The sequence below is a fragment of the Amycolatopsis sp. genome, assembly GCF_035276945.1.
Taxonomy (GTDB): Bacteria; Actinomycetota; Actinomycetes; order Mycobacteriales; family Pseudonocardiaceae; genus Amycolatopsis_E.
The window spans coordinates 169,010-194,995 of the sequence record NZ_DATELF010000045.1 but is presented as its reverse complement, the minus strand read 5'-3'; the positions used below and the strand labels follow the sequence as shown (position 1 = coordinate 194,995).

The window sequence follows — 25,986 nt, the reverse complement described above, 5'->3', positions numbered from 1 at the left end:
GGTCAGACGGGGCGGGATTTGCGAAGATCGGGCGTGCCGACTCAACGCCTCCAGCTTGTGACCGAAGAGGACCACCGGGTCACCACCCTGGAGCTCTTCTTCGACCTGGTCTTCGTCTACGCGATCACGCAGACCACCCAGCTGATGTCCGACCACACCACACCGCTCGGGCTCGGGCAGGGACTGGCGATGCTCGGCGTGCTGTGGTGGTGCTGGTGCTGCTACACCTGGCTCGGCAACAGCGTGCACCTGGACCGTGGCGTCGCGAGGTTCGCCATGCTCGCCGCGATGGCCACGATGTTCCTGGTATCGCTGGACATTCCCGAGGCCTTCACCGACCTGCCGGGCGGGCTGTACACGCCGGTGCTGTTCGTCGTGTGCTACCTGCTGGTACGGGTGTTGCACCTGGTGGCCTACTTCCAGGTCGCGCGCCAGGACGCCGCGCTTCGCAGGGTGCTCACACGGATGGCTCCGCCCATGCTCGCCGGCGTGGCCGTGCTTGCCGGGGCGGCGTTCACGTCGGGGGCGCCGCAACTGGGGCTGTGGGTGCTCGCCCTTGCCGTCGACTACACGGGCGTGTACGTCGCGGGCGCCGAGGGCTGGCAGGTTCCCGCGCCGGGGCACTTCGCCGAGCGGTTCGGGCTGATCGTGATCATCGCACTGGGCGAATCCATCGTGGCGATCGGCATCGGGATCTCCCAGCTACCGATGTCGTGGCTGGTCGTGCTGGGCGCGACCGGCGGACTCGGGCTGTCGGCGGCGATGTGGTGGATGTACTTCGACATCGTGGCGCACGTGGCCGAGCGCAAGCTCACGCAGGCGACGGGCGTCGACCGCGTGAAGCTCGCCACCGACACCTACACCTATCTGCACCTGCCCCTGATCGCGGGCATCGTGCTGATGGCGCTGGGTATGAAGAAGGCGCTGCTGTACGTCGCGGACACCACGCACCACTCGCCGGGCGAGGCGCTGCACGGCGTTCCCCTGTGGGCGTTGACCTGCGGGGCGGCGCTGTACCTGGTCGGGCTCAGTTCGCTGCGCAAGCGGAACGTGGGCAGCTGGAACGTCCAGCGGCTGGTCGTCGCGGCGTTGCTGGTCGCGGCCACCCCGGTGCTGGGGCAACTCCCGGCGGTACTCCTGGTCGTGGTGGTCGCCATGGTCTGCGGTGCGCTGGTGATCCTGGAACGGATCCTCCTCGCCGAACGGCGAAGGAGAATGCTCGCCCATCATTCCTGACCCATGGTAATCTACTCACCAGTAGGTTCCATCCTTCGATGGGAGAGGCGACGTGGCGACACCCGCGCGGAAACGAGACGTGATGGGGCTGGGCCTGGCCGCGCTCACCCGGCTCGCCGGCAGCAAGGCACTGGAGCGAGCGGGCCTGCGTACGCCGGTGCAGAACCTGCTCAACGCGGCGACCAGGAACGGTTTCCGTGCGGCCGGTGCGGCCAGCCGCACGTTCACGTCCGCCCGGCGGCTCGGCAAACCCGCGCGTCCCGCACAGGCAGACGAAAAGGACCTCTTCGACGTCACGCCGACCGAAGAGCAGCAGATGATCGTCGAGACCGTCAGCGAGTTCGCCGCCGAACAGCTCCGGCCCGCCGCCGCCGAAGCGGACGCCAAGCTGACACCCCCGGACGGCCTGCTGACCCGCGCCGCCGAACTCGGCGTCACCCTCATCGGCATCCCGGAGGAACTCGGCGGAGCCGGGACGGAACGCTCGACGGTCACGGCGGCGCTGGTCGCCGAAGCACTCGCGCACGGCGACCTCGGGCTCGCCTTGGCCATACTGGCGCCGTCCGCGGTGAGCACCGCGCTCGTGCTGTGGGGCGACGCGCAGCAGCAGGCCGACTACCTGTCCGCGTTCGTCGGCGAGAACGTGCCCGCCGCCGCGCTCGCGCTCCAGGAGCCCAAGCCGCTGTTCGACCCGTTCAAGCCAGCCACCCAGGCCCGCCGCACGCCGACTGGGTACCAACTGGACGGTCTCAAGTCGCTGGTGCCGCGCGCCGAGCAGGCGGAGTTGTTCGTCGTCTCGGCGAGCCTGGAAGGGTCGGCGGATCCGCGGCCCGCGCTGTTTCTGATCGAATCGTCGACCTCGGGACTGACCGTCAAAACCGAGCCCGCGATGGGCCTGCGGAGCGCGGCCACCGGAAAACTGCTGCTGGACAAGGTTTCGCTGCCCGCCGGCGCGCTGCTCGGCGCCGCGTCACCGGAGGTCTTCACCGAGGTCGTGCGGCTTTCCCGGCTCGGCTGGGCGGCGCTGGCCTGCGGCACCGGAAAGGCCGTGCTGGACTACGTGGTCCCCTACGTCAACGATCGCAAGGCCTTCGGCGAGCCGATCAGCCACCGGCAGGCGGTCGCGTTCTCGGTCGCCGACATCGCGATCGAACTCGAGGGCATGCGGCTGGTCATGCTGCGCGCCGCCGCCCGGGCCGAACAGGGCAAACCGTACGCCCGGGAGGTCGCGCTGGCCCGGAAACTGGCTACGGACAAGGGAATGCGGATCGGCAGCGCGGGCGTGCAGTTGCTGGGCGGACACGGCTTCACCAAGGAACATCCCGTCGAACGCTGGTACCGGGACCTGCGCGCCATCGGCGTGCTCGAAGGCATCGTCCTGCTCTAGGAGTCTCGAAATGATCAACCTGGAACCCCCGAAGAAGGCCGCGGCGCTGATCAACCAGGCGTACCAGGCAGCCTCCCACGTGCTGCGCCCGATCTCCCGGAAGTACGACCGCGCCGAGCATGCCTATCCGTCCGAACTGGACATGTTCGCCGCGGTGCTGGACGGGCTGAGCTCCTCCGGCGAGGGTGGCGCCGGAGCGGCCGGGGTACGCCGCGACGAGCAGGAGACGGCGAAGGGCAACCGCAACGGCGGCAACCTGAAAACGGTTCTCGGCACGATCGAGTTGTGCTGGGGTGACGTCGCGCTGCTGCTGTCCATGCCGAGGCAGGGGCTCGGCAACGCGGCGATCGCCTCGGTCGCCAACGACGAGCAACTCGAGCGGTTCGGCAAGGTCTGGGCGGCGATGGCCATCACCGAGCCGGACTGCGGATCGGACTCGGCCGCGATCACCACCACGGCGAAGCTCGACGGCGACCACTACGTGCTCAACGGCGAGAAGATCTTCGTGACCTCCGGCCAGCGCGCCGACGCCGTGGTCGTCTGGGCCACTTTGGACAAAAGCAAGGGACGTGCGGCGATCAGGTCGTTCGTGGTGGAAAAGGGCACGCCCGGTTTCGAGGTGGTGCGACTGGAGCACAAACTTGGCATCCGCGCCTCGGACACCGCCGTGCTCCGGTTCGAAGACTGCCGTGTGCCCAGGGAAAACCTGCTCGGCTCGCCCGATGTCGACACCAAGAAGGGTTTCGCGGGGGTCATGCAGACCTTCGACAACACCCGCCCACTGGTCGCCGCGATGGCCATCGGCGTCGCGCGAGCGGCGTTGGAGGAGACCCGCCGGATCCTCACCGAAGCCGGGGTGACCCTCGACTACGACCGCCCCGCGAACAGCCAGCACGCCGCCGCGGCCGCCTACCTGCAGTTGGAGGCCGACTACGAGGCCGCGTACCTGCTGACGCTGGAATCCGCGTGGATGGCCGACAACCGCAAGCCGAATTCGCTGCAGGCCTCGATGGCCAAGGCGAAGGCGGGCCGCTCCGCCGTCGACATCACACTGAAATGCGTCGAACTGGCCGGCGCCTTCGGTTACGTCGAGGATTCCCTGCTGGAAAAATGGGCCCGCGATTCGAAGATCCTCGACATCTTCGAAGGCACCCAGCAGATCCAGCAGTTGATCGTCGCCCGCCGCGTCCTCGGCAAAACGAGCGCGGAACTCAAGTAACCTGCGAGAACCCGCGCCGCGCGAGTCCGCCTCCCACGACACCCGAGTCGGGCTCCCACGACACCCGAGTCCGGGTCTCGTGACACCCGAGTTCGGCTTTCGCGACGTGCCTTCAGGCTTACCGTTCGGCGTGCTGGCGTCGGCGCACCTGGCCACACACGCGCGCCGAGCCCACCAAGCGCGGCGGCAAGTCAGATTCGGACCACGACAGGTTCCAGGACGCGCACCAAAAGGCCGATATCTGCCGTGCGCAGATTCTGACGCGAGGCGACGATATTGTCCTCCCGGTTCAGGGCAGACCAGTCCAAGCGCCATCCGGCAGCCGCCGCCAACTGACGTAGAAATGCCCTCTGCGTTCGCCCGTTGCCCTCTCGAAAGGGATGCCGGGCGTTCATCTCCCCGTAGTAGTACGCCAGCCGTTTCACAAATCCTTCGCGCTTCAGGCCGATAAACCAGTTGTCCTTTTCCAGGCCGGCCAGGACGGCCGACGTCTCATCTTCGACGAACTGCCAGGAACAGAAAGCTGAACCATCCTTCGAGATGTTCACGGTTCTTGTCTTGCCAGCCCACTCATAGACATCCCCAAAAAGCATCAGGTGAAATTCCTGAAAATGTTCGAGATTGTACTCTCCAGGAAGCGTCTCACGCGCCAACTGGACGTCTCGAACACTGACGATTCGAGCCTCGGCCTGCCGCAACTCGTGCGGATCATAGATTTTCAATCTATTCGCCAGACAGCTGCCGTCCGGCCAGAGATATGGGTCACTCACCGTCGGGTAATCCGGCGGACTTCTTCCGCAATGACATCGTCGGCAGACATGCTACCGCCGGCAACACGCCGAAGCGTACTTTGCCACGCGTCATCCAACTCGACGCCTTCCATTGCGGAACTCGCCGCGGCCTGCGAAACAGCGACGTCGGGATCCGCCCTTTGCCGGGAGTAGAAGTGACGCATATTTTCGAGTTTTATCGGCTCTGCCGACTTTTCGTCGTCAGCCAGCAAACCTCTGGCAATCCGCCAAGGTGTTTCCATGTGGGTCATCCTGGACAGTGTCTCGGCTGAGAAGTGCGAATACTTCGCCAGCACCCAGGAAATTGTTTCCCGCTCATCCTTGGTCAGCCTGCCAGGGTCTCCACCCGGCCACTCCTTGACCTGGTAACGACCCCGATGCTTTTCGTACAGCGTTCGCGTCACCGGCCCCTGCGGCCAGGCTTCGATTGCGTCAGAAAAAAGTGGCCGCGAATGGAAGACGAGATGCCAGGCCTGGGCGTAGTACACAAGTTTCTGGAGCTTCATGGTCGTCACCGCACCGGTCCTGAGGAGCAATGCGGCGGCAACGTCGTTTACCTCAGCCATGGTGTCGGCACCTCCCTCTGTCCAGTCGAACCATCCAGGTACTATCTACAAATTCTACAGAAGTCGCGCTGCTTACGTGAGATCCTCCAGCCCACGCTGGCTACGCTCTGCCTGGGTGGTATAACAGATCGTAGCACGATAACAGGGGTTCGCTACCTCAAGTGACCTGGCGACACCCGAGTCCGGGTCTCGTGACACCCGAGTCCGGCTTTCGCGACGTGCCTTCAGTTCAGGGCTTACCGTTCGGCGTGCTGGCGTCGGCGCACCTGGCCACACACACGCGCGCCGAGCCCACCAAGCGCGGCGGCAAGTCAGATTCGGACCACGACGACACCAACGTGGGACAGTGCACGCCGAACGTAGAACTCACGCGTTCCCAACGAGGAACTCGCACACAGCCAACGTGGGACTCACGCGCGGCGAAGGGGGACTCGCGTTGTCAGGGCTTTCTGGCGCGGGCTTCGTAGCCGGCCCGTTCGGCGGCGTGCGCGCGGGTGAAAATCCTGTCCGCGCCGACGAAACGCATGAACCACTCGGCTGTCGCACGCGGCAGCAGGCGGCTGAGCCGGCTGGTCAGGTCCAGTGACCGCGGCACGAAAACGTCGAATCGAGGCCGTTTCAGCACCTCGGCGATCGCCTTCGCGACATCCTCCGCCCGGAGGTGCGAAAACAGTTTCATTTCCGGGAGCCCGCCGGCGAGATCGGTGCGCACGACAACGGGCATCACACACGAGATGTGCACGCCCGAACCGCGTAACTCCTGCCGCACCGCCTCGGACAGCCCAACCACCGCGTGCTTCGTCGCGCAGTAGGTCGCCGCTCCGGGAAAGCCCGCCTTGCCCGCCATCGACGCGACATTCACGATGTGCCCGGACGCCCGCGGCCGCATCCGCCTGATGGCCTCCCGCGTGCCGTGCATGACCCCGTGCAGGTTGATCTCGAGTTGCCGTGCGGTTGCCGCGTCGTCCTCCTCCTCGAAGGGCGAGAGCAGCATGATCCCGGCGTTGTTGATCAGGACGTCGATGGGCCCCAGCCGCCGCTCGACCTCGTCGAGGAACGCGGTGAACCCGGCGCGATCGGTGACGTCCAGCGGCAACGCGAGCGCCCCCAACTCCGCCGCCGTCTTCCTGGCCCGCTCCTGGTCGAGATCGCCGATCGCGATCCGCGCGCCTTCACGGGCGAGTGCCGCCGCCGTAGTGGCGCCGATGCCCTGCGCACCCCCGGTGATCACGACGACCTTGCCAGACAGCACCATGCCGATCATCCTGCCCGGTATCGGAAGGGATCACCAGCGCCACTCGAAGATCCGGACCGTCGGCGTGAAACCCTGGCGCCGGTGGTACTCGACCAGTTTCCCGTCGCCACCGGACCAGCAGTCGATCCGCAGCAGCCCGATCTCACGCCGAAGTGCTTCCGCGCGGGCGAAGTCGAGCAGCGCCGAGCCAATGCCACACCCGGCGTGAGCGCGAGAAGTGAGCAACAGTTCGATCTACACCTCGGGCCTCGTCGGCGGGCGGTGCGTACGGAAACCTGTCGCCGAGCACGAGCGCACCGACGGGTTCACCCGCGAGTTCGGCGACGAACAGTCCGCCCCCGGTCACGATGCCGCGCGCTGGGTCCTCGCGCTGGGCCATGGCTCGGTTCCCACTACCCCACGCTGCCAGCGACGAGCCATTCGACGGCGGCGTCGAACATCGCCATCAACGCGGGGAAATCGCGCTCGTCGCCTGGCCGGATTTTCACGGCGCGGTGAGGATGCGGGGACCGTCCTCGGTGACGGCCACGGTGTGCTCGACGTGCGCGGCCCGGCTGCCGTCCGAGGTGAGGATCGTCCAGCCGTCGTCGCCGTAGCGGTAGTCGTCGCGCCCGCCCGCGGTGAACATCGGCTCGATGGCGAAAACCATGCCCGGCCGCAGCTTGAGTCCCTTGCCCGGCTGACCTTCGTTGGGCACGTGCGGCGCCTCGTGCATCGCCCGGCCGACGCCATGACCCCCGTGGTCCGCGGTCAGCCCGTAGCCCGCTTTCCGTCCGATCACGCCGATCGCGTGCCCGATGTCGCCGAGCCGGTTGCCCGGCTTGACCTGCGCGATACCGGCGGCGAGCCCACGCTCCGCGGTCGCGATGAGCTCGAGGTCGACCGGGTCCGCGGCGCCGACGACGAAGCTGATCGCGGCGTCGCCATGCCAGCCATCCACGGCCGCGCCGAAGTCGACGCTGCACAGGTCCCCGTCGCGCAGCCGGTAGCCGGTCGGAATGCCGTGCACGATGGCGTCGTTGACGCTGGTGCACAGCACGCCCGGATACGGCATCGGCGCCCAGTTCGGGTGGTAGTGGCGGAACGACGACTTCGCCCCGGCCTCGTCGAGCATGGTCGAGGCCAGCTCATCGAGTTCGAGCAGGTCCGTGCCCACGGAAGCCCGCTCGCGGACGGCGTTCAGTACCTTCGCGACCACCCGGCCGGCCTCGCGCATCACGGCCAGCTCGTGCTCGCTCTTCAACTCGATCAAGATCTCACTCCATACCGGGATAGTTATACCGGTATTCTTATCACAGGTCCGGGTGGTCCGCCCAGCCGCTCTCCAGCAGGGCGAAGACCCGATCGGCAGCGCGCGACGGGTCGGGATACCGCTGGATGAAACCACGGGCCGCCAGCGCGAAATGGGCCAGGGCGGCACACCTGACGTCACCCTCGGGGGCGCCGACCTCCTCGGCGATGGCCCGCGCCAGCGCGGTTTCGTGACGCATCCACATCCGGTCCCGGTAGTCGCGCAGCGCCGGGGTTTCGCCGACCATGCGCTGGAAAGCCGCGAATCGCGGATCCGCATGGGAGCTTTCGCGCACCAGGAAACACTCGCGGAGGGCCTGCGGGATCGACTGGCCGGCCGCACGCCCGCACACCGCGGCGACGAGCGCCTGCTCGATGTCGTCGTCCAAGTCGAAGACCAGCGCCTCCTTGCTGGGGAAGTGCTTGAACAGGGTGGTCACGGACACGTCGGCCTCGTCCGCGACGTCCTTGACGCCCACCTGGTCGTAGCCGCGCTCGAGAAAGAGCCGGAGCGCGGCGTCAGCCAGGGACTTGCGCGTTCTGGCCTTCTTGCGCTCGCGGCGCCCGGTCGGTTCGGTCACGCGCCCACCATACCTCGAAGTTGACTCGCTATAAAAGTTTATTCGTTGCACTTTCGTAGCGATTGTGCTCTTCTGAGGGCACCCCAACGAGAGGACAACCACCATGAAGATCGCGATCGCCGGAGCCGGCCTCGGCGGCCTCGTCTGTGCCCGGGTCCTGCAACTGCACGACCGTCCGGTCACCGTCTTCGAACGCGAATCGTCGCCGGGCTCCCGCGCGCAGGGCGGCACACTCGACATGCACACCGACACGGGCCAGGTCGCGCTCCGCGAGGCAGCCCTGTTCGACCGGTTCCGCGCGCTCGCCCGGGCCGAAGGCCAGGAACAACGCCAGCTTGACCACACCGCCACCGTCCTGCGTCACGAACTACCCGCCGAAGGCGAGTTCAGCCGGCCGGAGATCGACCGAGGCAAGCTACGTGAGCTTCTCCTGGACTCGCTCGCGCCCGGGACCGTCCGATGGGGACGGACCGTCAGCCGGACCGCCTCGCTGGGCGGCAAGCCGCGCGTGTCTTTCACAGACGGCGCCACCGAGGATTTCGACCTGGTCGTCGGCGCCGACGGCGCTTGGTCTCGCGTCCGCCAAGCCCTGTCGGACACCAAGCCCGGCTACACCGGAGTCACCTTCGTGGAAACCGGTTTCGATGATGTCGATGCCCGTCACCCCCGGCTGGTGAAGCTGGTCGGCAACGGCACGATGATCGCCAAGGCCGGCGGCAAAGGGCTGTTCGCGCAGCGCAACGGCAACGGCAACGGCAACGGCAACGGCCGGTGCTATATCGCGTTCCGGGCGCCTGAGGACTGGCCCGGACAGGCCGGTGTGGACCTCGCGGACGACGCGATGGTGCGGGCGTACCTGCCGAAGATGTTCGATGGCTGGGACGAAAGCCTGCTCGCGATCGTGCGCGACAGTGACCGGGGGTTCGTCAACCGGCCCCAGTTCGTCCTGCCCGTTCCGCACGCGTGGGACCACGTTCCCGGCATCACTCTGCTCGGCGACGCCGCCCACCTGATGCCCCCGGTCGGCGTCGGCGCGAACCTCGCCATGCTCGACGGCGCCGAACTCGCCACCGCCCTCGTCACCGAGTCCGGCATCGACGAGGCCGTCCGCGCCTACGAAGGCGTCATGCTGCCACGCTCGGTCGAGACCGCCAAGGCCGCCGAGGGAGCATTCGACCACCTTCTGGGACCGGCACGGAGCGCGGTTAGCGAAGCCCCAGCGAGCGGGCGATGAGCAGGCGCTGGATCTCGCTGGTGCCCTCGCCGATCTCCAGGATCTTGGCATCCCGGTAGAACCGGCCCACCGGGAACTCGTTCATGAAGCCGTAGCCGCCGAAGATCTGGGTCGCGTCGCGAGCGTTGTCCATCGCCGCGTTGGACGAGACCAGCTTCGCGATCGCGGCCTCCTTCTTGAACGGCTCGCCACGCACCAGCTTCGCCGCCGCCGCGTAATACGCGAGGCGGGCGGTGTGCACCCGCGTCTCCATGTCGGCGATCTTGAACTGGATCGCCTGGTATTCACCGATCCGGTGGCCGAACGCCTCACGCTCGCCCACGTACCGCAGGCACTCGTCGACGCACCCCTGCGCGAGCCCGACGCCGAGCGCGGCGATCGCGATCCTGCCTTCGTCCAGAATAGACAAGAACTGGGCGTAGCCCCGGCCACGCTCGCCGAGCAGGTTCTCCCCGGGCACCCGGCAGTCCGAAAAGGACAGTTCGTGGGTGTCCGAGGCGTTCCAGCCGACCTTGGAGTACTTGGGCGCTACGGTGAACCCGAAGGTGCCCGCGGGCACGATGATCGTGGAGATCTCCTTTCCCCCGCCCGGCGCCGTGCCGGTCACCGCGGTCACCGTCACCAGCCGCGTCAGCGTGGTGCCCGAGTTGGTGATGAACGACTTGCTGCCGTTGATCACCCATTCGCCGTCGACGAGTTTCGCCGTGGTCCTGGTGGCGCCGGCGTCCGATCCGCCACCCGACTCGGTCAGCCCGAACGCACCCAGCGCCCTACCGGCGCACAGCTCGGGCAGCCAGCGTTCCCGCTGCTCGCGCGTGCCGAACCGGTAGACCGGCATCGCGCCGAGAGACACCCCCGCTTCCAAGGTGATGGCGACCGACGAGTCGACTCGCGCGAGTTCCTCGAGCGCCAGGCACAGCGCGAAGTAGTCCCCGCCCATGCCGCCGAACTCTTCGGGGAACGGCAGGCCGAACAGACCCATCTCGCCCATCTTGGCGACCAGTTCGTACGGGAACTCCTCCCGCTCGTAGTAGCCGCCGATCACCGGCGCCACCTCGGACCGCGCGAAGTCGTGCACCGTCTTTCTCAGCGCCTCGTGTTCTTCGTCGAGCCGGAAGTCGATCATCGTGTCTCCTCGATCACGGCCAGGGTTTCGTCCAGCGCGACCTGCTGACCCGCCTGCACCAGCACCTCGCCGACCACGCCGTCCACCGGCGCGAGAAGGGTGTGTTCCATCTTCATCGCCTCGACGACGAGCAGCGGCGCTCCCGCGCCGACGCGCTCGCCCGGCGCGACCTTGACCACCAGGACCGTGCCCGGCATGGGGCTGCGCACCGGTCCCGCGTCACTCGTTTCGCCGTGCGTGGCCAGCAGGTTCGGCCGTTCGCCGATCGCCACACAGTGCCCGTCCCTGGCCAGCCACAGGTGCTGTGCCCGCGTGCCCCCAGACGCAGACCCCTGTGCGCTCGCCCGCAGGTACCGCCGGAACTCGCCCTCGTAGTGCAGTTCCAGCCGGTCCCCGGCGCGGCGGGCGGACACCCGCACGGGCTCGCCGTCGTCGACCGTCACCACCGCGGAATCGGGTGTTCCCTCGACCCGCACCAGCGCGTCGGTCTCGCCGGCCCGTAATCGGAACACGACGCCACCGGCGCCGCCGAGCCGCCAACCGGTGGGCACGTCCCAGGGATCCACCGCGGGGCCGGACGGTGCCAGCTCGATCAGCCGGTCCAGCGCGGCCGCGACGAAGAACTCCTCGGCGACTCCGGTGGTGACCAGCGTGTCGAGTTTCCGTTCGACCAGCCCGGTGTCCAGCTGTCCCTTTTGGACATCCGGGTCGGCGAGCAACGCCCGCAGGAAGGCGACGTTCGTGGTCACGCCCGGCACGGCGACCTCGGCCAGCGCACGGTCGAGGCGGTGAACTGCGGCAGCCCGGTCCGGGCCCCAGGCGATGACCTTGGCGAGCATCGGGTCGTAGTTCGAGGTGACGACGGTGCCGGGGCTGAGCCAGGAGTCCACCCGGACACCGCGCGGCTCGCCCGGTACTTGTGCTTTCTGGGGGCTCGCCCCCAGGCCCCAGACCCCCTGCACCGTGCCGCCCGTGGGGATGAACCCACGCGCCGGGTCTTCGGCGTAGACGCGGGCTTCGACGGCGTGGCCGTCGAGCGGCACCTCCTGCTGGCTGAGGGTAAGCGCTTCACCCGAGGCGATCCGGACCTGCCACTCGACGAGGTCGAGGCCGGTCACCAACTCCGTCACCGGATGCTCGACCTGCAGACGGGTGTTCATCTCCATGAAGAAGAACTCGTCCGACCGGTGCGCGGACACGATGAACTCCACGGTGCCCGCGCCGACGTAGCCGACCGATCGCGCGGCCTCGACCGCGGCCGCGCCCATCCGCGCCCGAATCGGTTCGTCGAGCAGCACCGAAGGCGCCTCTTCGATGATCTTCTGATGCCGCCGCTGCAGGCTGCATTCGCGTTCGCCGAGGTGGACGACGTTGCCATGGGTGTCGGCCAGCACCTGGATCTCGATATGCCGTGGGGTGGTGACGAACCGCTCGACCAGCAACCGGTCGTCCCCGAAGGCCGACTTCGCCTCCCGCCGTGCCGATTCGATCGCCGCGTCCAGTTCGTCCGGGCCGTTGACCAGCCGCATTCCCTTGCCGCCGCCTCCCGCGGAAGGTTTGAGCAGCAATGGAAAGCCGACCTCCGCCGCGTTTGCCACGTCGTCGCTGCCCGGCACGACCGGCACCCCGGCCGCGGAGACCGTGGCCTTGGCGCGGATCTTGTCGCCCATGGCCTCGATGGCCGTGGCGGGTGGTCCGATGAACACCAGCCCGGCGCGCGCGCAGGCTTCCGCGAACCGGGCGTTCTCCGCGAGAAACCCGTACCCGGGGTGCACGGCCTGCGCACCGGCATCGACGGCGGCCCGCACGATATCCATTATGGACAGATAGTTCGAGATACGCGTCGCGGCATCGGCCTCACGCACATGCCGGGTGTGCGCGTCCGCGTCGCTGTACACCGCGACCGTGCGGATTCCCATCCGCCGTAAGGTGTCCATGACCCGCACGGCGATCTCGCCGCGGTTGGCCACCAGAACAGTGTCGAACACCGAAGATCACATCCTGAAGACGCCGTAGCCGACGGGTTCCAGCGGCGCGTTGGCCGCGACCGAAAGCGCGAGCCCGAGCACCGTGCGGGTGTCCGCCGGGTCGATCACGCCGTCGTCCCACAGCCGCGCCGTCGAGTAGTACGGGTTGCCCTGTTCCTCGTACTGGCGGCGGATCCCGGCCTTGAACTCTTCCTCGCCGTCGTTGTCGCGCCGGACCTGCGAGAGCACCGACGCCGCCTGCTCACCGCCCATCACGGAGATCCGCGCGTTCGGCCACATCCAGAGAAACCGGGGTGAATACGCGCGGCCGCACATCGAGTAGTTGCCCGCGCCGAACGAGCCGCCGATGATCACGGTCAGTTTCGGCACCCGCGCGCAGGCCACCGCGGTCACCATCTTCGCGCCGTGCTTGGCGATCCCGCCCGCCTCGTAGGCCTTTCCGACCATGAACCCGCTGATGTTCTGGAGGAACACCAGCGGAACCGAGCGCTTGTCACACAGCTCGATGAAATGCGCGCCCTTCATCGCCGATTCGGAGAACAGCACCCCGTTGTTCGCGACGATCCCCACCGGGTGGCCGTGGATGCGGGCGAACCCGGTCACGAGCGTGGCGCCGTACTCCTTCTTGAACTCGGCGAACCGGCTGCCGTCCACGATCCGCGCGATCACCTCACGCACGTCGTAGGGCGTGCGTGAATCGGTGGGCACGACACCGTAGAGCTGGCCGGGATCGACCACCGGTTCCTCGGCCGGCGTGACCTCCCAGGGCCTCGGCGCACGCGGCCCCAGTGTGTCCACGATGGACCGAACGATGCGCAGCGCGTGGGCGTCGTCGGTGGCCAGGTGGTCGGTGACGCCGGAGGACCGCGCGTGCACGTCCCCGCCGCCCAGTTCCTCGGCCGTGACGATTTCGCCGGTCGCGGCCTTCACCAGCGGCGGCCCACCGAGGAAGATCGTGCCCTGGTTGCGGACGATGACCGCCTCGTCGCTCATCGCCGGAACATAGGCGCCGCCCGCGGTGCAGGAGCCGAGCACCGCGGCGATCTGCGGGATGCCCCGGGCGGACATGGTCGCCTGGTTGTAGAAGATGCGGCCGAAGTGCTCGCGGTCGGGAAAGACCTCGTCCTGCCGGGGCAGGAAGGCGCCACCCGAGTCGACCAGGTAGATGCACGGAAGGTTGTTGTGCAGGGCGACTTCCTGGGCGCGCAGGTGCTTCTTCACCGTCATCGGGTAGTAGGTGCCGCCCTTGACCGTCGCGTCGTTGGCGACGATCACGCACTCCCGGCGGGACACCCGGCCGATGCCGGCGATGATGCCCGCCGCGGGCGCCTCGTCGTCGTAGAGGCCGTTCGCGGCGAGCGGGGACAACTCGAGGAAGGGCGAGCCGGGGTCGAGCAGGGCGTCGACCCGGTCGCGGGGCAGCAGCTTGCCGCGTTCCACATGCCGGGCGCGCGCCTTCTCGGGGCCGCCCAGGCGCGCCACCGCCAGCCGCTTGCGGAGATCCCCGACGAGCTCCGCATGCGCCGTCACGTTGCGCAGGTAGCCCTCGCTCCGCGGATCGGCGGAGCTGGTGAGCGTCGGTGTGTCCATGGCCGCCAAGTTAGTCGTCGTTAACGTGCACCCACATGTTAACGACGACTAACCCGCAAGTCCAGCGTCGCGCGGCGGAGACTCGGTGCCGGTGGCGTGAGCAGCCGATCAACGACGCCGTGCGATCGGATCGGGCTCAGCTGCCCGACTCGAAGGTGGGCAGGTAGCCGCCCTTCTGGCCGCTGGCCGTCGGGTGATAGGACTCGTCGATCGGCCACGTGACGCTGTGGAGCCAGGCGTCACCGGAGCAGATTTCGTGGCCGGTGAAGGCCGGGCGGACGTCGGCGAAGGTGAACCCGGCGTTGGCCGCCGCTTTCGCGATCACCGCGTCGAGCGCGTCGGCACCGCCGTTGATGTAGCCGCGCGCGGTGTCGGACAGCCCCAGGACGCACGAGCCACCGATCTTGTAGAAGTGTGGGTAGCCGAGCACCACGACGTGTGCCTTGGGCGCCCTGCTCCGGATGGTCGAGTACACCTTGCCCAGCAGGCCCGGCAGAGTAGTCCGGACGTAGCTCTTCGCCTTGTCCACCACGCTCTTGCAGTCGGAGTCGCTGCCGAGCACGCAGGTCTCCATCACCGAGGAAAATCCGGCATCGTTGCCACCCACGGTGATCGAGACCAGGTTGGTCGACGAACTGAGGGCGCCTGCCTGGTTGTTGATGACGTCCGAGGTCTTCGCTCCGGAACACGCCTGGAAGCTCAGCGAGGCCCCGGACGAGCTCGCGTACTGGTAGGGGTAGGCGTTCCTGCTTCTCTCGCAACTGCCGGAATTCAGGTAGCGCCCGGCACCCACCCCGGAGGAGTAGGAGTCGCCGAGCGCGACATAGTGGGTGGCCGCCTCGGCGACCCCGGTAAGCCCCAGTGTTGCCAACGAAGCGGCGACACTGACGACAAGCGTCCTCAACACTGCCGGGCCCCTTTCGTGAGTAACGAACTCAAATGATCAATACCAGGCAGATTCCTCACCAGGCACCGCGTTTAGTGGGACTTCCGACAACGAAACGGCCAACGTTAGCGGTCGCTAACCCCAACCAGATAGCATGAGGACGTGTCCACCCCTGCCCCGTTGGTGAACGGCACCAGGTCCGGCCGCCGCGAGCAGATCCTGACCGCTGCCGCCGAGTTGTTCGCCCGGCACGGGTTCCACGGCGTCGGGATCGACGACATCGGGGCGGCCGTCGGCATCTCCGGCCCCGCGCTCTACCGGCATTTCCGCAGCAAGGACGCCATGCTCGGGGAGATGCTGAACTCGATCAGCCACTTCCTGCTCGGCGGCGGCACCGCCCGCGTCCAGGCCGCCGGGGACCCGGACCGCGCGCTGGCCGCGCTGGTCGAGTTCCACGTGGGCTTCGCGCTGACGCACCCGTCACTGATCACCGTCCAGGAACGCAACCTCACCAACCTCGCCGACACCGATCGCAAGCAGGTTCGCGCGCTGCAACGCCGCTACGTCGAGGTGTGGGTGCGGGCGATCCGCGACGCCGTGCCGGGCGTGGGCGAGCAGCAGGCCCGGTCGGCGGCACACGCCGTGTTCGGATTGATCAATTCCACTCCGTACAACCGCCATTTGGATGACACCGAACTGGCTGGTCTGCTCCGGCAGCTCGCCCTCGGCGCGCTGCGATCTTTGAGCTAGGTTTGGGCGCGTCGAATCCGATCGCGGGCACTTGTGGGACACGACCTAGCTCCGCCAGGGGTTCCTGTGCTTGATTGGACGGGTGACCGAGCGGCGGAACCTAGTGGCCAAGGCGCAGCGCGCCCTCGTCGCCATGCAACTCGGCCGCGACGACGAGGCGCTCGACCAGGTCGTGCCCCCGGCCGGCGAGGGGCCGGGCCGGACCGAGGAGATGCGCGAACTGATGCTGCTGCTGTTCGGGGAGTGCAGCGCGATGGTGTCCGTGCTCGGCGACGGCGGCAGCGCACCCATCAAGGTGCAGGTGTTCGACGAGACCGGCGAGGAGGTCCCGATCGACGAGGCCGACCCGCCGGTCAGAACCGCCGTGCGCACCCTGCTCGCCGAGGTGCACGGCAACACCGAGGCGGCCGCGGAACAGGTCGAGATCGCGCTGGCCAGCGCGGCCCCCGACGAGGTGAACAGCCTGGTGCTCCAGGCGTTGCGTTGGACCATCCGGCTGTCCACGGAATGCCAGGCCCGCGCCCTGCCCGTCACCCCGTGGATTTCCGACGCCCTGACGTGACTAGGGCGCGAGGGTGAAGATCATTATGCTGAGGACGACTCGTTCTGGTGGCGGGCTTCCGGAAGACAAGGCGGCACGAATCCATACGTAGAAACTGTCGGTGTGCAGATGGACGGTGGGTCGCCTGGCCGCCGAGGCGACGATTCCGGCGACGGTGGACTTGCCGGATGCCGGAGGTCCACCGAGCAGCACGAGGCCGCCGGGCCGTGAAGAGGCGGCGTCGTATTGCGTCGACAATGGTGACTTTCCTGAAGACGTGCATGATACCGGTCGGTTATCCGGAGAAAAGGCACGAAATCCAAAAAGGCGTAACGAAGGAATTTTGTCAAGCACCATTTCCGGGAAATGTCAGCCGAGCAAAGCCTTGACCAGGGCGGCGATCTGGGGCGTTTCGATCAGGAACGAGTCGTGGCCGTACGGCGAGGAGATGACCGCCGCCGCACCGGCCCCCGGGATGCCGTCGGCGAGTTCGCGCGACTGGTAGAGCGGGTAGAGCCGGTCGCTGTCCACGCCCGCGACCAGCGTCCGGGCCCGCACCCGGGACAGCGCCGCCCCGATCCCGCCGCGGTCGCGCCCGACGTCGTGGGTGTTCATGGACTCGGTCAGCACCAGGTAGCTGTTCGCGTCGAACCGCCGCGCCAGCTTCGCCGCATGATGGTCCAAATAGGACTCAACCGCGAACCGTCCGTCGTCCTGGATGCGGCGCCCGAACCGCTGGGCCAGTTCGGGCTCGCTCCGGTAGGTCACGTGCGCGATCCGGCGGGCGACCCCGAGACCGCGGTTCGGTCCGGTGCCCGGAGCCGCGCCGTAGTAGTCACCGCCGCGCCAGCCCGGGTCCGCCCTGATCGCGTGCAGTTGCGGGGCGGCCCACGCGATCTGCTCCGCCGACGCCACCGCCGGCGCGGCCAGCACGAGCAGTGACGCCACCCGGTCCGGCTGAGCGACCGCCCATTCCAGCGCTCGCATCCCACCCATCGAGCCGCCCAGCACCGCCGCCCACCGCGAGACGCCGAGCGCGTTTGCCAGCACGACCTCCGCGGCCACCTGATCCCGGACCGTGACGGGCGGAAACCGGCTCCCCCAAGGGTTTCCGTCCGGATCGGGCGAGGACGGGCCGGTCGTACCCTGACAGCCGCCGAGCACGTTCGGTACCACCACGAACAGCTCGTCGGTGTCCAGCGCCTTGCCCGGCCCGATCAGGCCGTCCCACCAGCCCGGCGTCGGATGGCCCGGACCGGCATCCCCGGCCGCGTGGCTGTCGCCCGTCAGCGCGTGCTCGACCAGCACCGCGTTGGTGGCGTCGGAATTCAGGATTCCCCAGGTTTCGTAGGCCAGCCGCACCGCGGGCAGTTCGCCCCCGGACTCCAGGGGCAGCCGCCCGTGGGTCACCCACTGACGGCGTCCCGGCGGATCCCCCGGCCGCCAGGCTCCGGTGACGGGCGGGTTGTCCATGGTCTCGAAGCTACCGACGCGGTCAACGACCACCCCACTCGATCTCAAGGACTGAACCATCTTGCCAACCAAGTCTCTTAGTATCTAAGATACTTAGATGACTGAAGAGAGCGCGGACGTACTGGTGGTCGGCGCCGGACTGGGCGGGTTGTCGGCGAGCATGTTCCTGGCCCAGCACGGAGTGCGGGTGCTGACCGTGGAGCGGCATCCGGGAACCTCGATCCATCCGAGGGCGGCCGGGCAGACCCCGCGGACCATGGAGCTGTACCGGTTCGCGGGCATCGACGGCGAGGTAAGGGGCGTCAGCAAAAGGGCGTCGGAAGGACTGCGGATCACGGTCGCGTCGAGCCTGAACGGTCAGGTCCTCCACCGAATCGTCGAGGACGTCTCGGAAATCGATTTGAGCGCCGCCGTCGGCGTGCCGTGGGGAATGGCCGGGCAGGACGTGGTCGAGCCGATCCTGCTCGCCCGCGCCCGGGAATTCGGCGCGGAGGTGCGGTTTTCCACCGAACTCGTCTCCTTCGAGCAGGACGAAGACGGGATTACCGCGGTCCTGGGTAACGGAGTCCGGGGGCATGCGCCCAGCGGGGGCGCGGAAGCCGCGTCCCCACAAGGCACGGGCAAGGTGCGAGCGAAGTACCTCATCGGCGCGGACGGCGGGCGCGGCCGGATCCGGGAACGGCTGGGCATCGCGACCGAGGGCGTCGGCTCGATCGGGCACTCCATCGGGGTCGTGTTCGACGCCGACCTCGGAGACCGCGTCCAACCCGACGTCACCGACCTGTTCTACCTGCAGCACGCCGAATTCACCGGCGCGCTGGTCAACACCGACATTCCGAACCGGTTCGTGTTCAGCACCGACTTTCACCCGGAAAGCGGCGAAAAGGCCGAGGACTTCACGCCGGAACGGCTGACCGGACTGATCCGGCTCGCCACCGGTCTGCCTGGACTGAAGCCGGACATCCGGTGGTCCGGTACCTGGGAAACCGCCGCACGGATCGCCACCACCTTCCGCTCGGGACGGGTGTTCCTGGTCGGCGACGCGGCCAAGGTGACCCCGCCGACCGGTGGCATGGGTGGGAACACCGCGGTCGGCGACGGCCACGACATCGCCTGGAAACTCGCGGCGGTCCTGCGCGGCGAGGCGGGACCGGGACTGCTCGATTCGTACCAGGCGGAGCGGAAACCGTTCGCGGAAATGGTGGTCGCGACCTCCCTGCACAACGCGAAGCATCGCCTGAAGCCGGACCTGGACCTGGCCGGCGTGCCAGAGCCGGTGGACCAGCTCGAACTGGCGCTCGGCTACCGGTGCCGGTCGGCGGCCGTCCTCCCCGACGACGACGATCCGCGCCCGGTGGAGAATCCGAACGCACCGACCGGCCGCGCCGGTTTCCGCGCCCCCCACGTGCCGATCACCGTCGACGGCACATCGATGTCCACAGTGGACATTCTCGGGCGCGGCTGGGTGCTCATCGCCACCGGTGAGGGCTGGCGGCAGGCGGCCGAGAAGGTGACGGCGGAGACCGGCATCGACGCCACGTGCCGCGAGCTGGGTGTGGATTTCGCCGACCCGCAGGGGGTTTTCCTGGCCCGCTACGGACTTCGGACCGGCGGTGCCACCCTGGTCCGTCCCGATGGCGTCGTCGCCTGGCGCACGGTGCGCGGAGTCGAAGCCCCGCACGCTCTGGGAGTGCAACCCCCAGAGCCCCACCTGGGGGCAGGCCTCCAGACCCCCTCCGGAACCCTTCGGAAGGTCCTCACGCAGGTACTTGCCCGCTGAGCCCGCCCGCTTATGCTGCGGAAATGGTGTCCGTGCGCAGCGTCGTCGACCGAGTCGGCCCGACGCTGCTGCACGCCGTGTTCCTGCCGGAGCCGTGCCCCACGGTCGCCGACGTGGTGATCGCCGAACCCGGCGCGGCCCAGGTCTCGGCCGGTGATCTGGTGCTCGGCGTGACGGTCACCAGCCTCGACGACGCCGTCGCACTGGTCCGGCACAGCGCCGCGCGGGAAGCGGCGGCGGTGCTGGTCAAGCCGCCGGTCGCGGGGAAACCCGCACTGCGGAGAGCGGCGCAGGCGGCCGGGATCGGACTGGTCTCCGTTCGCGGGGCGGCCGCCTGGGCCCAGCTCGTGTGGTTGCTGCGCACCGTCCTGGACGCGATGTCCGGCGACGACAGCACCGACGAGACAAGCCCGGGCGACCTGTTCCGGCTCGCCGACGTGGTGGCCTCCGTGGTGGACGCGCCGGTCACCATCGAGGACAACAACTCCCGCGTGCTGGCCTACTCGGCACGTCAGGACCTGACCGACCCCGCCAGGGTGTCCACGATCATGGGCCGCCGCATCCCGGACGACGTGCTCGCCCGCTTCCGTTCGCGCGGGGTCTTCCGCGAGTTGTCCCGCGGCCGGCAGACGATCTTCGTACCGGCTCAGCGGGACGGCACGCTGCCCCGGTTGATCGTGCCCATCCGGATGGGCGGTGAGCTGCTCGGCTCGATGTGGGCGGTGGTGACCGGCCCGGTGTCCGACGAGCGGGCCGCCGCGTTCGCCGACACCGCGCCGGTGGTCGCGCTGCACCTTCTCCGGCGGCGGGCGCACGCCGACGCGCAACGCCGTGCGTCCGCCGAACTCCTGCGCGCGGTGCTCGAAGGCAAAGTCGGGCCACGCAAGGCGATCGCCGAGCTGGAACTCGCCGAACAGGCGCACCGGGTCGTCATCGTGGACACACCCGGCGAGGACACTTCGGACGCCGAAGGGCTGCGGCTCGCCCTGCTGGAACGGATCTCGCAGGGCATCGGCAGGCGGCCGGTCGCCACCGAACTCGGCGGCCAGCTCTACGCGGTCGTCCCCGACGGCGAGGGTCCCGGCTCGTGGGGCGAACTACGGGCCGCGCTCACGCAGCAGAACGGGGCGCATCGCGTGGCCGCTGGCGCACCGGTCGAAATCGGTGCGCTGGCCGAGTCGAGGAAACAGGCCGAGGAGACGCTCGGCCTGTTGCGGGCCGGCCTGCTCGACGGGCGGGTGGGCAGCTTCGACGACGTGTGGACCGCGCTCGCCCTGCATCGCGTAGCGACCGCGTCCGCCGCCAGCCGAGTCATCGAACTCGGCCCGCTGGAGACACTCCGCGCACACGACCGAGCCAACCGCACTTCCTACGTCGAAACGTTGTACGAGTGGCTGCGCTTCCCGGGCGATCCACGCGCGGCGGCCGCCGCCTTGCGGATCCACCCCAACACCTTCCGCTACCGGATGCGCCGGCTGCTCGAGTTGGTCCCGCTCGACCTGGACGACCCCGACGTCCGGTTAGCATTGCTTGTCCAGCTCGTGTCCCTGCGCTGGGCGTAGGCCGGGAGGTGAACATGTTCGAAGGAACCGTGGCCGGGTTGCACCGCTGGCCGGTCAAGTCCCTGGGCGGCGAGCGAATCGCGGCGGCCCGTCTCGACGGCCGGGGCCTGGTCGGCGACCGCGTGCACGCCTTGATCGATCTCCGGCCCAACCGGGCGGGACAAGCGCTGACCGTCCGCCAGGTCCCCCAGTTGCTCACCTGGTCGAGCGGCTACGGTCCGAGCGTCATCGACCCTTCCGGGCCGCCGGTGCTGCGCGCGCCGGACGGTGAAAGCTGGTCGTGGACCGACCCGGGACTGGCGGCCGCGCTGACGAAATCCCTGGGCATCGCGCTCGAACCGCAGTCGGCCGACGGCATGCAGGACCGCGGGCCGACCGTGCTGGTGACCTTCGAGGCCTCCCTCGCCGCGCTCGAGGAGGAGCTGGCCGCGCCCGTCGAGCTCGACCGCTTCCGCCCCAACGTGCACCTCGCCGTCGACGCGCCCCCGTTCGCCGAACAGGACTGGGGCGCCGGCACCACGATCACGATCGGCGACGTCATGCTCGAGGTCGTCGGGGACAGAGCGGGCCCGTGCGTCCGCTGCACCGTCCCGAGCTGGGAACCGGCCGGGCGCGAGCGCTGGCCGAAGCTGCAACGCTGGCTCATCGAGCAGCACGAGAACAAGTTCGGCCTGATCATGCGCGTCACCCACGCCGGAATCGTCCGCACCGGCGCCCCCGCCTCCGCCCGCCCACCCCTCTAGCCACCCACGCGAGTCCGGCTTTCGCGACACGCGAGTCCAGCTTTCCCGACGCGCGAGTCCAGCATTCGCGACGCGCGAGTCCACTACCGTGCCCGCGTTGTTGGTCACGCTCACTTCGCTACCCGTGTCGCCGCGAGCGATGCCGAGATCGGCGACCCGTTTTATCCGGCAGCAGCCGCACGGCATCGGAGGCGCCCGCGGATGTCGTCCGGGCTCCTGGCTGTCCTTTGTGGATGATCGCCCCGACGCGCGGCCGCCTCCTCGGGCACCCGGACCAGTCCGGAGCCAGGAGATGCCACCGGACAGCTGAAGGTCAACGACTTGTCGTGCGCGAACGAGCGGAACCGGACAGAATTGTCTCTGCCGAACGATGACACCGCCATCCGGGTGGCTCACCGTGGGCAGTATTACGCCCCAGCTGAGAGCAGGAGGAAGCCGTGCGGATCGCCGTTCCCCGTGAGGTCAAGAGGCACGAGTACCGGGTCGCGCTGACCCCGGCCGGCGTGCACGAACTGGCCGCGCGCGGTCACGAGGTGTTCGTCGAAACCGGCGCCGGGCTCGGGTCGGCGATCGCGGACGACGAGTACACCGCCGCGGGCGCGAAGATCCTGGCCACCGCCGAGGACACCTGGGCGGAAGGGGAGCTGGTCCTCAAGGTCAAGGAGCCGACCGAGGAGGAGTACCCGCGGCTGCGCGAAGACCAGGTGCTGTTCACTTATCTCCACCTGGCCGCGGACCGGGCGCTGACCGGGGCGCTGCTGGACGCGGGCACCACCGCGATCGCCTACGAGACCGTGCAGAAGCCGGACGGGTCGCTACCGCTGCTGGCGCCGATGTCCGAGGTGGCGGGGCGCCTGGCTCCGCAGGTGGGCGCGCACGCGTTGCTGAAGCCGAGCGGCGGCCGCGGGGTGTTGCCCGGCGGTATCCCCGGCGTGCACCCGGCGAGGGTCGTTGTCATCGGCGGGGGCGTCGCGGGGCTGAACGCCGCCCGTATCGCGCTCGGTCTCGGTTCGGACGTCGAGGTGCTGGACACCAACGTCGACCGGCTGCGCCAGATCGACCTGGACTTCCACGGCCGGATCCGGACCGTCACGTCGAACGCGCTGGCCGTCGAGGAGGCTGTCGCGAACGCGGACCTGGTCATCGGCGCGGTCCTGGTGCCGGGCGCCCGTGCCCCGAAGCTGGTGTCGAACGAGCTGGTCGCGCGCATGAAGCCGGGCAGTGTGCTGGTCGACATCGCGATCGACCAGGGCGGCTGCTTCGCCGACTCGCGCCCGACCACTCACGACGACCCGACCTACGTCGTGCACGACTCCGTCTTCTACTGCGTGGCCAACATGCCGGGCGCGGTCCCGCGAACCTCCACTTACGGCCTGACGAACGTCACCCTCCCCTACGCCCTCCAGCTGGCCGATCACGGCTGGCAACACGCACTCGGGAACGACCCTGCCCTGGCCCAGGGCCTGAACACGCACGCCGGCACCCTCACCAACGCCGCCGTCGCAACCGCCCACAACCTCCCCCACACCCCACCCCCACCCACCTCTGACCCAGCACTCGCGCACCGCGAACGCGGGACCGGCAAACCGAGAGTGTGAAACTCGGGCACGCCGAACGCGGAATTCCCAACCGTCCGAGCGAAGCGACGGGCACACGCGCCCGCCAAAAGGACCGCCGGCCAAAGCCGCGGGGGTTTCCAGGGGGCTTGCCCCCTGGCCGGGGTTTGAGGGTTGGGCCCCAGAAAAAAACGCGAAGTTGAGCGCCGGGGGGAAGGCTGCGAACAGGGGCGGCCCGCTCAACCAGCCTGGGGGTCACTGGGAGCGGGCCGCCACTGACAAGTTTAGGGGGTAATCGCCAACTTCGCTGCATTGGGGTCCCAAGTCATTGGAAAATCTTCTTCACGTCGCGTGCAAATATCCCGTGACTTGGTGACGGACGGTGAGACTTTTCCCCTTTTTGCCCACCGATGACACCCGAATGGGGCAGGATGTCCGCCATGCAACACGACGGCAGCGGTCGCATCCTGGTACAGGGCCTTTCCAAGCAATTCGGGCCCGTCGCCGCGGTGCAGAACCTGAGTTTCGCGGTGGAGCCCGGCTCGGTGACCGGGTTCCTGGGACCGAACGGCGCGGGCAAGACGACGACACTGCGGATGCTCCTGGGCCTGGTCACGCCTACGGCGGGGTCGGCACTGGTCAACGGGCGCCCCTACCACCAGCTCGGCAACCCGGCCCAGGTGGTCGGCGCCGTGCTGGAGAACGAGGGATTCCATCCGAAGCGGACGGCGCGGAACCACCTTCTGGTGTACGCGGCGGCGATCGGGACGCCGGATCACCGGGTGGACGAGGTGCTCGGCCTGGTCGGGTTGTCGGCGGCGGCCAACCGTAAGGCGGGCGGGTTCTCGCTGGGTATGCGGCAGCGGCTGGCCCTGGCGACCGCGTTGCTGGGGAATCCGCAGGTGCTGGTGCTGGACGAGCCGGCCAACGGTCTGGACCCGGAGGGCATCGTGTGGCTGCGGAACTTCCTCCGCGCCTATGCCCGGGAGGGTCGCACGGTGCTGGTGTCGAGCCACCTGCTGTCCGAGGTGGAGCAGACCATCGATCAGGTCGTGATCATCAGTCACGGCATGACCCGCTACTACGGCTCTCTGGACCAGTTGCGTGGCAGTCAGCAATCCCGGGTACTGGTGCAGGCGGCCGATCCGAACGCGCTGGTCAGGGCGCTCCAGGAGGCCGGGCTGAACCAGGTGGAGCCGACGCAGGACGGTCGGATCTCGGTCCTCGGCGCGACGCGCCAGCAGGTGGGTGACGTGGCCGCGAAGGCGAGCGTCGCGCTGTACGGCATGGAGGAGGACCGCGCCGACCTCGAGCGGCTGTTCTTCCAGTTGACGAGTCCGCAGTACGCCGCGGCACCGCCGCAGGGCTACGGCCAGCAGCAGGGCGGCTGGGGTGCGCCGCCACCACCCGGCTACCCTCCGACGGGCCCGCAACCCCAGCAGTACCAGCAACAGCAGCAGGGTCCGTACGGCGGTTGGGGAGGGCAGCGCTGATGGGCCGGTTGATCAAGGCCGAGTTCCGCAAGACGCTCAGCCTGAACGCCTGGTGGGTCCTGATCATCCCGCTGGTGGTGGTCGGGTTCTGGATGTCCTACGGCTGGGGCAGCGCGCTCAACGACTTCGCCGACTTCATCGGCGAGGGCACGGCGGCGATCATCGCGGCGCAGGTCGGGCTGTCCGCGGACCAGCTTCCGGTGGGGCTGATGGCCATCGCGCACGGCGTGAACATCGCGCAGCTGATCCCGGCCATCTTCGGGGTGTTCGCGCTGGCCGGCGAGTACAACAGCAAGACCATCACCACGACGTTCCTGACCGCGCCGAACCGGGTGTCCGCGCTGAGCGCGAAGATGATCACCTACGTCGTCTGGGGCGCGCTGTACGGCCTGCTCAGCTTCGGCGTGGCGGCGGTCGCGACGTTGATCACAGTCAGCTCGGAACGGCTGCCGAGCACGGGCGAGTGGCTCGCCGCGCTCGGCGCGACGGTGCTCGGCTACGTCCTGGTGACACTGTTCGGGATCGGCTTCGGCGCGGTGCTGAACAAGATCGTGCTGGCGGTGCTCCTGCTCGTCGGCTACTTCCTGATCGTGGAGAACGTGCTGGTGTTCCTCCTGGCGGGGAAGACCGACGTGCTGGGCGCGATCCTCCCCAACGGGACCGCGAACGGGATCGTCGGTGGGGTCGCGGCGAGCGCGATGGGCGTCAACTCCCTGAACGTCCCCGCCTCGCTCGACGTGGGCGACAAGTTCGGGCTCCAACTGGCCGCGGGCGCGCCGGGCGTCATCTCGTGGTGGGTGTCGGCGCTGGTGTTCCTGGCCTGGACGCTGATCTTCTTCGTCGCCGGGTGGGCGAGCAACCAGAACCGCGACATCACCTGACGGGTCGGCACGGAACGAAACGGCTGGAACGCCCGCGAAGCTGTCGGGCGGGGAGGCA

Annotated in this window: 23 protein-coding genes; 12 read left to right on the top strand and 11 right to left on the bottom strand. The window is 68.6% G+C overall.

Translation table 11 applies throughout. The features are described from left to right. Nucleotides 1-33: 33 nt before the first annotated feature. The 3 genes from VJT49_RS06805 (at nucleotide 34) to VJT49_RS06795 (ending at nucleotide 3,842) form a co-directional block, all read left to right on the top strand. Nucleotides 34-1,236, top strand: a complete 1,203-nt coding sequence (locus tag VJT49_RS06805) for a low temperature requirement protein A (RefSeq protein WP_324163834.1) — start codon at nucleotides 34-36, stop codon at nucleotides 1,234-1,236. Nucleotides 1,237-1,318: 82 nt separating this feature from the next. Beyond that, nucleotides 1,319-2,623 (top strand): acyl-CoA dehydrogenase family protein, encoded by a 1,305-nt coding sequence (locus VJT49_RS06800; protein WP_324163855.1) that lies wholly within the window; start codon nucleotides 1,319-1,321, stop codon nucleotides 2,621-2,623. Nucleotides 2,624-2,633: 10 nt separating this feature from the next. Continuing rightward, the gene (locus tag VJT49_RS06795) at nucleotides 2,634-3,842 is read left to right on the top strand and encodes an acyl-CoA dehydrogenase family protein (RefSeq protein ID WP_324163833.1); all 1,209 of its coding nucleotides are present in this window, start codon (nucleotides 2,634-2,636) and stop codon (nucleotides 3,840-3,842) included. A 191-nt stretch (nucleotides 3,843-4,033) separates the two neighbouring features. Here VJT49_RS06795 and VJT49_RS06790 read toward each other — a convergent pair whose 3' ends face one another. From VJT49_RS06790 to VJT49_RS06765, 6 genes are all read right to left on the bottom strand, one after another. After that, nucleotides 4,034-4,612, bottom strand: coding sequence for a Fic/DOC family protein (locus VJT49_RS06790; RefSeq protein WP_324163832.1), 579 nt, complete (start codon nucleotides 4,610-4,612; stop codon nucleotides 4,034-4,036). Next, nucleotides 4,609-5,199: a Panacea domain-containing protein gene (locus VJT49_RS06785; protein WP_324163831.1), complete on the bottom strand. Its 591-nt coding sequence runs from the start codon at nucleotides 5,197-5,199 to the stop codon at nucleotides 4,609-4,611. The genes VJT49_RS06790 and VJT49_RS06785 overlap by 4 nt, the downstream gene beginning before the upstream one ends. Before the next feature lie 439 nt (nucleotides 5,200-5,638). After that, nucleotides 5,639-6,454 (bottom strand): SDR family oxidoreductase, encoded by an 816-nt coding sequence (locus VJT49_RS06780; protein ID WP_324163830.1) that lies wholly within the window; start codon nucleotides 6,452-6,454, stop codon nucleotides 5,639-5,641. Between the two features lie 30 nt (nucleotides 6,455-6,484). Next, a complete protein-coding gene (locus tag VJT49_RS06775; RefSeq protein WP_324163829.1) occupies nucleotides 6,485-6,679 on the bottom strand; it encodes a hypothetical protein in 195 nt (64 codons plus the stop codon). A gap of 259 nt (nucleotides 6,680-6,938) precedes the next feature. Continuing rightward, nucleotides 6,939-7,706, bottom strand: a complete 768-nt coding sequence (gene map, locus VJT49_RS06770) for a type I methionyl aminopeptidase (protein WP_324163828.1) — start codon at nucleotides 7,704-7,706, stop codon at nucleotides 6,939-6,941. A 40-nt stretch (nucleotides 7,707-7,746) separates the two neighbouring features. Continuing rightward, on the bottom strand, nucleotides 7,747-8,325 hold the full coding sequence (locus VJT49_RS06765) for a helix-turn-helix domain-containing protein (protein ID WP_324163827.1): 579 nt from the start codon (nucleotides 8,323-8,325) through the stop codon (nucleotides 7,747-7,749). Nucleotides 8,326-8,428: 103 nt separating this feature from the next. On the opposite strand from VJT49_RS06765, the gene VJT49_RS06760 reads away from it, so the two are divergent. Continuing rightward, nucleotides 8,429-9,559, top strand: coding sequence for an NAD(P)/FAD-dependent oxidoreductase (locus VJT49_RS06760; RefSeq protein WP_324163826.1), 1,131 nt, complete (start codon nucleotides 8,429-8,431; stop codon nucleotides 9,557-9,559). Here VJT49_RS06760 and VJT49_RS06755 read toward each other — a convergent pair. The 4 genes from VJT49_RS06755 to VJT49_RS06740 all read right to left on the bottom strand — a co-directional run bounded on the left by VJT49_RS06755 (nucleotide 9,531) and on the right by VJT49_RS06740 (nucleotide 15,170). After that, nucleotides 9,531-10,685, bottom strand: a complete 1,155-nt coding sequence (locus VJT49_RS06755) for an acyl-CoA dehydrogenase family protein (protein WP_324163825.1) — start codon at nucleotides 10,683-10,685, stop codon at nucleotides 9,531-9,533. The two genes, VJT49_RS06760 and VJT49_RS06755, sit on opposite strands and share 29 nt — an antisense overlap. Then, nucleotides 10,682-12,673: an acetyl/propionyl/methylcrotonyl-CoA carboxylase subunit alpha gene (locus VJT49_RS06750; protein WP_324163824.1), complete on the bottom strand. Its 1,992-nt coding sequence runs from the start codon at nucleotides 12,671-12,673 to the stop codon at nucleotides 10,682-10,684. The genes VJT49_RS06755 and VJT49_RS06750 overlap by 4 nt, the downstream gene beginning before the upstream one ends. 6 nt (nucleotides 12,674-12,679) lie before the next feature. Further along, complete coding sequence (locus VJT49_RS06745) at nucleotides 12,680-14,263, bottom strand: carboxyl transferase domain-containing protein (RefSeq protein WP_324163823.1); 1,584 nt, start codon at nucleotides 14,261-14,263, stop codon at nucleotides 12,680-12,682. A 136-nt stretch (nucleotides 14,264-14,399) separates the two neighbouring features. After that, on the bottom strand, nucleotides 14,400-15,170 hold the full coding sequence (locus VJT49_RS06740) for an SGNH/GDSL hydrolase family protein (protein WP_324163822.1): 771 nt from the start codon (nucleotides 15,168-15,170) through the stop codon (nucleotides 14,400-14,402). Nucleotides 15,171-15,311: 141 nt separating this feature from the next. Between VJT49_RS06740 and VJT49_RS06735 the strand changes: the two genes are divergently transcribed. Together VJT49_RS06735 and VJT49_RS06730 are read left to right on the top strand one after the other, a co-directional pair. Further along, nucleotides 15,312-15,899: a TetR/AcrR family transcriptional regulator gene (locus tag VJT49_RS06735; RefSeq protein ID WP_324163821.1), complete on the top strand. Its 588-nt coding sequence runs from the start codon at nucleotides 15,312-15,314 to the stop codon at nucleotides 15,897-15,899. A 133-nt stretch (nucleotides 15,900-16,032) separates the two neighbouring features. After that, nucleotides 16,033-16,461: a hypothetical protein gene (locus VJT49_RS06730; RefSeq protein ID WP_324163854.1), complete on the top strand. Its 429-nt coding sequence runs from the start codon at nucleotides 16,033-16,035 to the stop codon at nucleotides 16,459-16,461. A 348-nt stretch (nucleotides 16,462-16,809) separates the two neighbouring features. Here VJT49_RS06730 and metX read toward each other — a convergent pair whose 3' ends face one another. Further along, on the bottom strand, nucleotides 16,810-17,913 hold the full coding sequence (gene metX / locus VJT49_RS06725; protein WP_324163820.1) for a homoserine O-acetyltransferase MetX: 1,104 nt from the start codon (nucleotides 17,911-17,913) through the stop codon (nucleotides 16,810-16,812). A gap of 97 nt (nucleotides 17,914-18,010) precedes the next feature. On the opposite strand from metX, the gene rdmE reads away from it, so the two are divergent. The 6 genes from rdmE (at nucleotide 18,011) to VJT49_RS06695 (ending at nucleotide 25,928) form a co-directional block, all read left to right on the top strand. Further along, nucleotides 18,011-19,693 (top strand): aklavinone 12-hydroxylase RdmE, encoded by a 1,683-nt coding sequence (rdmE, locus tag VJT49_RS06720; protein WP_324163819.1) that lies wholly within the window; start codon nucleotides 18,011-18,013, stop codon nucleotides 19,691-19,693. Nucleotides 19,694-19,716: 23 nt separating this feature from the next. After that, complete coding sequence (locus VJT49_RS06715) at nucleotides 19,717-21,255, top strand: helix-turn-helix domain-containing protein (RefSeq protein ID WP_324163818.1); 1,539 nt, start codon at nucleotides 19,717-19,719, stop codon at nucleotides 21,253-21,255. A gap of 14 nt (nucleotides 21,256-21,269) precedes the next feature. Next, nucleotides 21,270-21,998, top strand: a complete 729-nt coding sequence (locus tag VJT49_RS06710) for an MOSC domain-containing protein (RefSeq protein WP_324163817.1) — start codon at nucleotides 21,270-21,272, stop codon at nucleotides 21,996-21,998. A gap of 437 nt (nucleotides 21,999-22,435) precedes the next feature. Continuing rightward, a complete protein-coding gene (ald, locus tag VJT49_RS06705; protein WP_324163816.1) occupies nucleotides 22,436-23,596 on the top strand; it encodes an alanine dehydrogenase in 1,161 nt (386 codons plus the stop codon). Between the two features lie 398 nt (nucleotides 23,597-23,994). Continuing rightward, on the top strand, nucleotides 23,995-25,047 hold the full coding sequence (locus VJT49_RS06700) for an ABC transporter ATP-binding protein (RefSeq protein ID WP_324163815.1): 1,053 nt from the start codon (nucleotides 23,995-23,997) through the stop codon (nucleotides 25,045-25,047). Beyond that, the gene (locus tag VJT49_RS06695) at nucleotides 25,047-25,928 is read left to right on the top strand and encodes an ABC transporter permease (RefSeq protein ID WP_324163813.1); all 882 of its coding nucleotides are present in this window, start codon (nucleotides 25,047-25,049) and stop codon (nucleotides 25,926-25,928) included. The genes VJT49_RS06700 and VJT49_RS06695 overlap by 1 nt, the downstream gene beginning before the upstream one ends. Nucleotides 25,929-25,986: the final 58 nt, after the last annotated feature.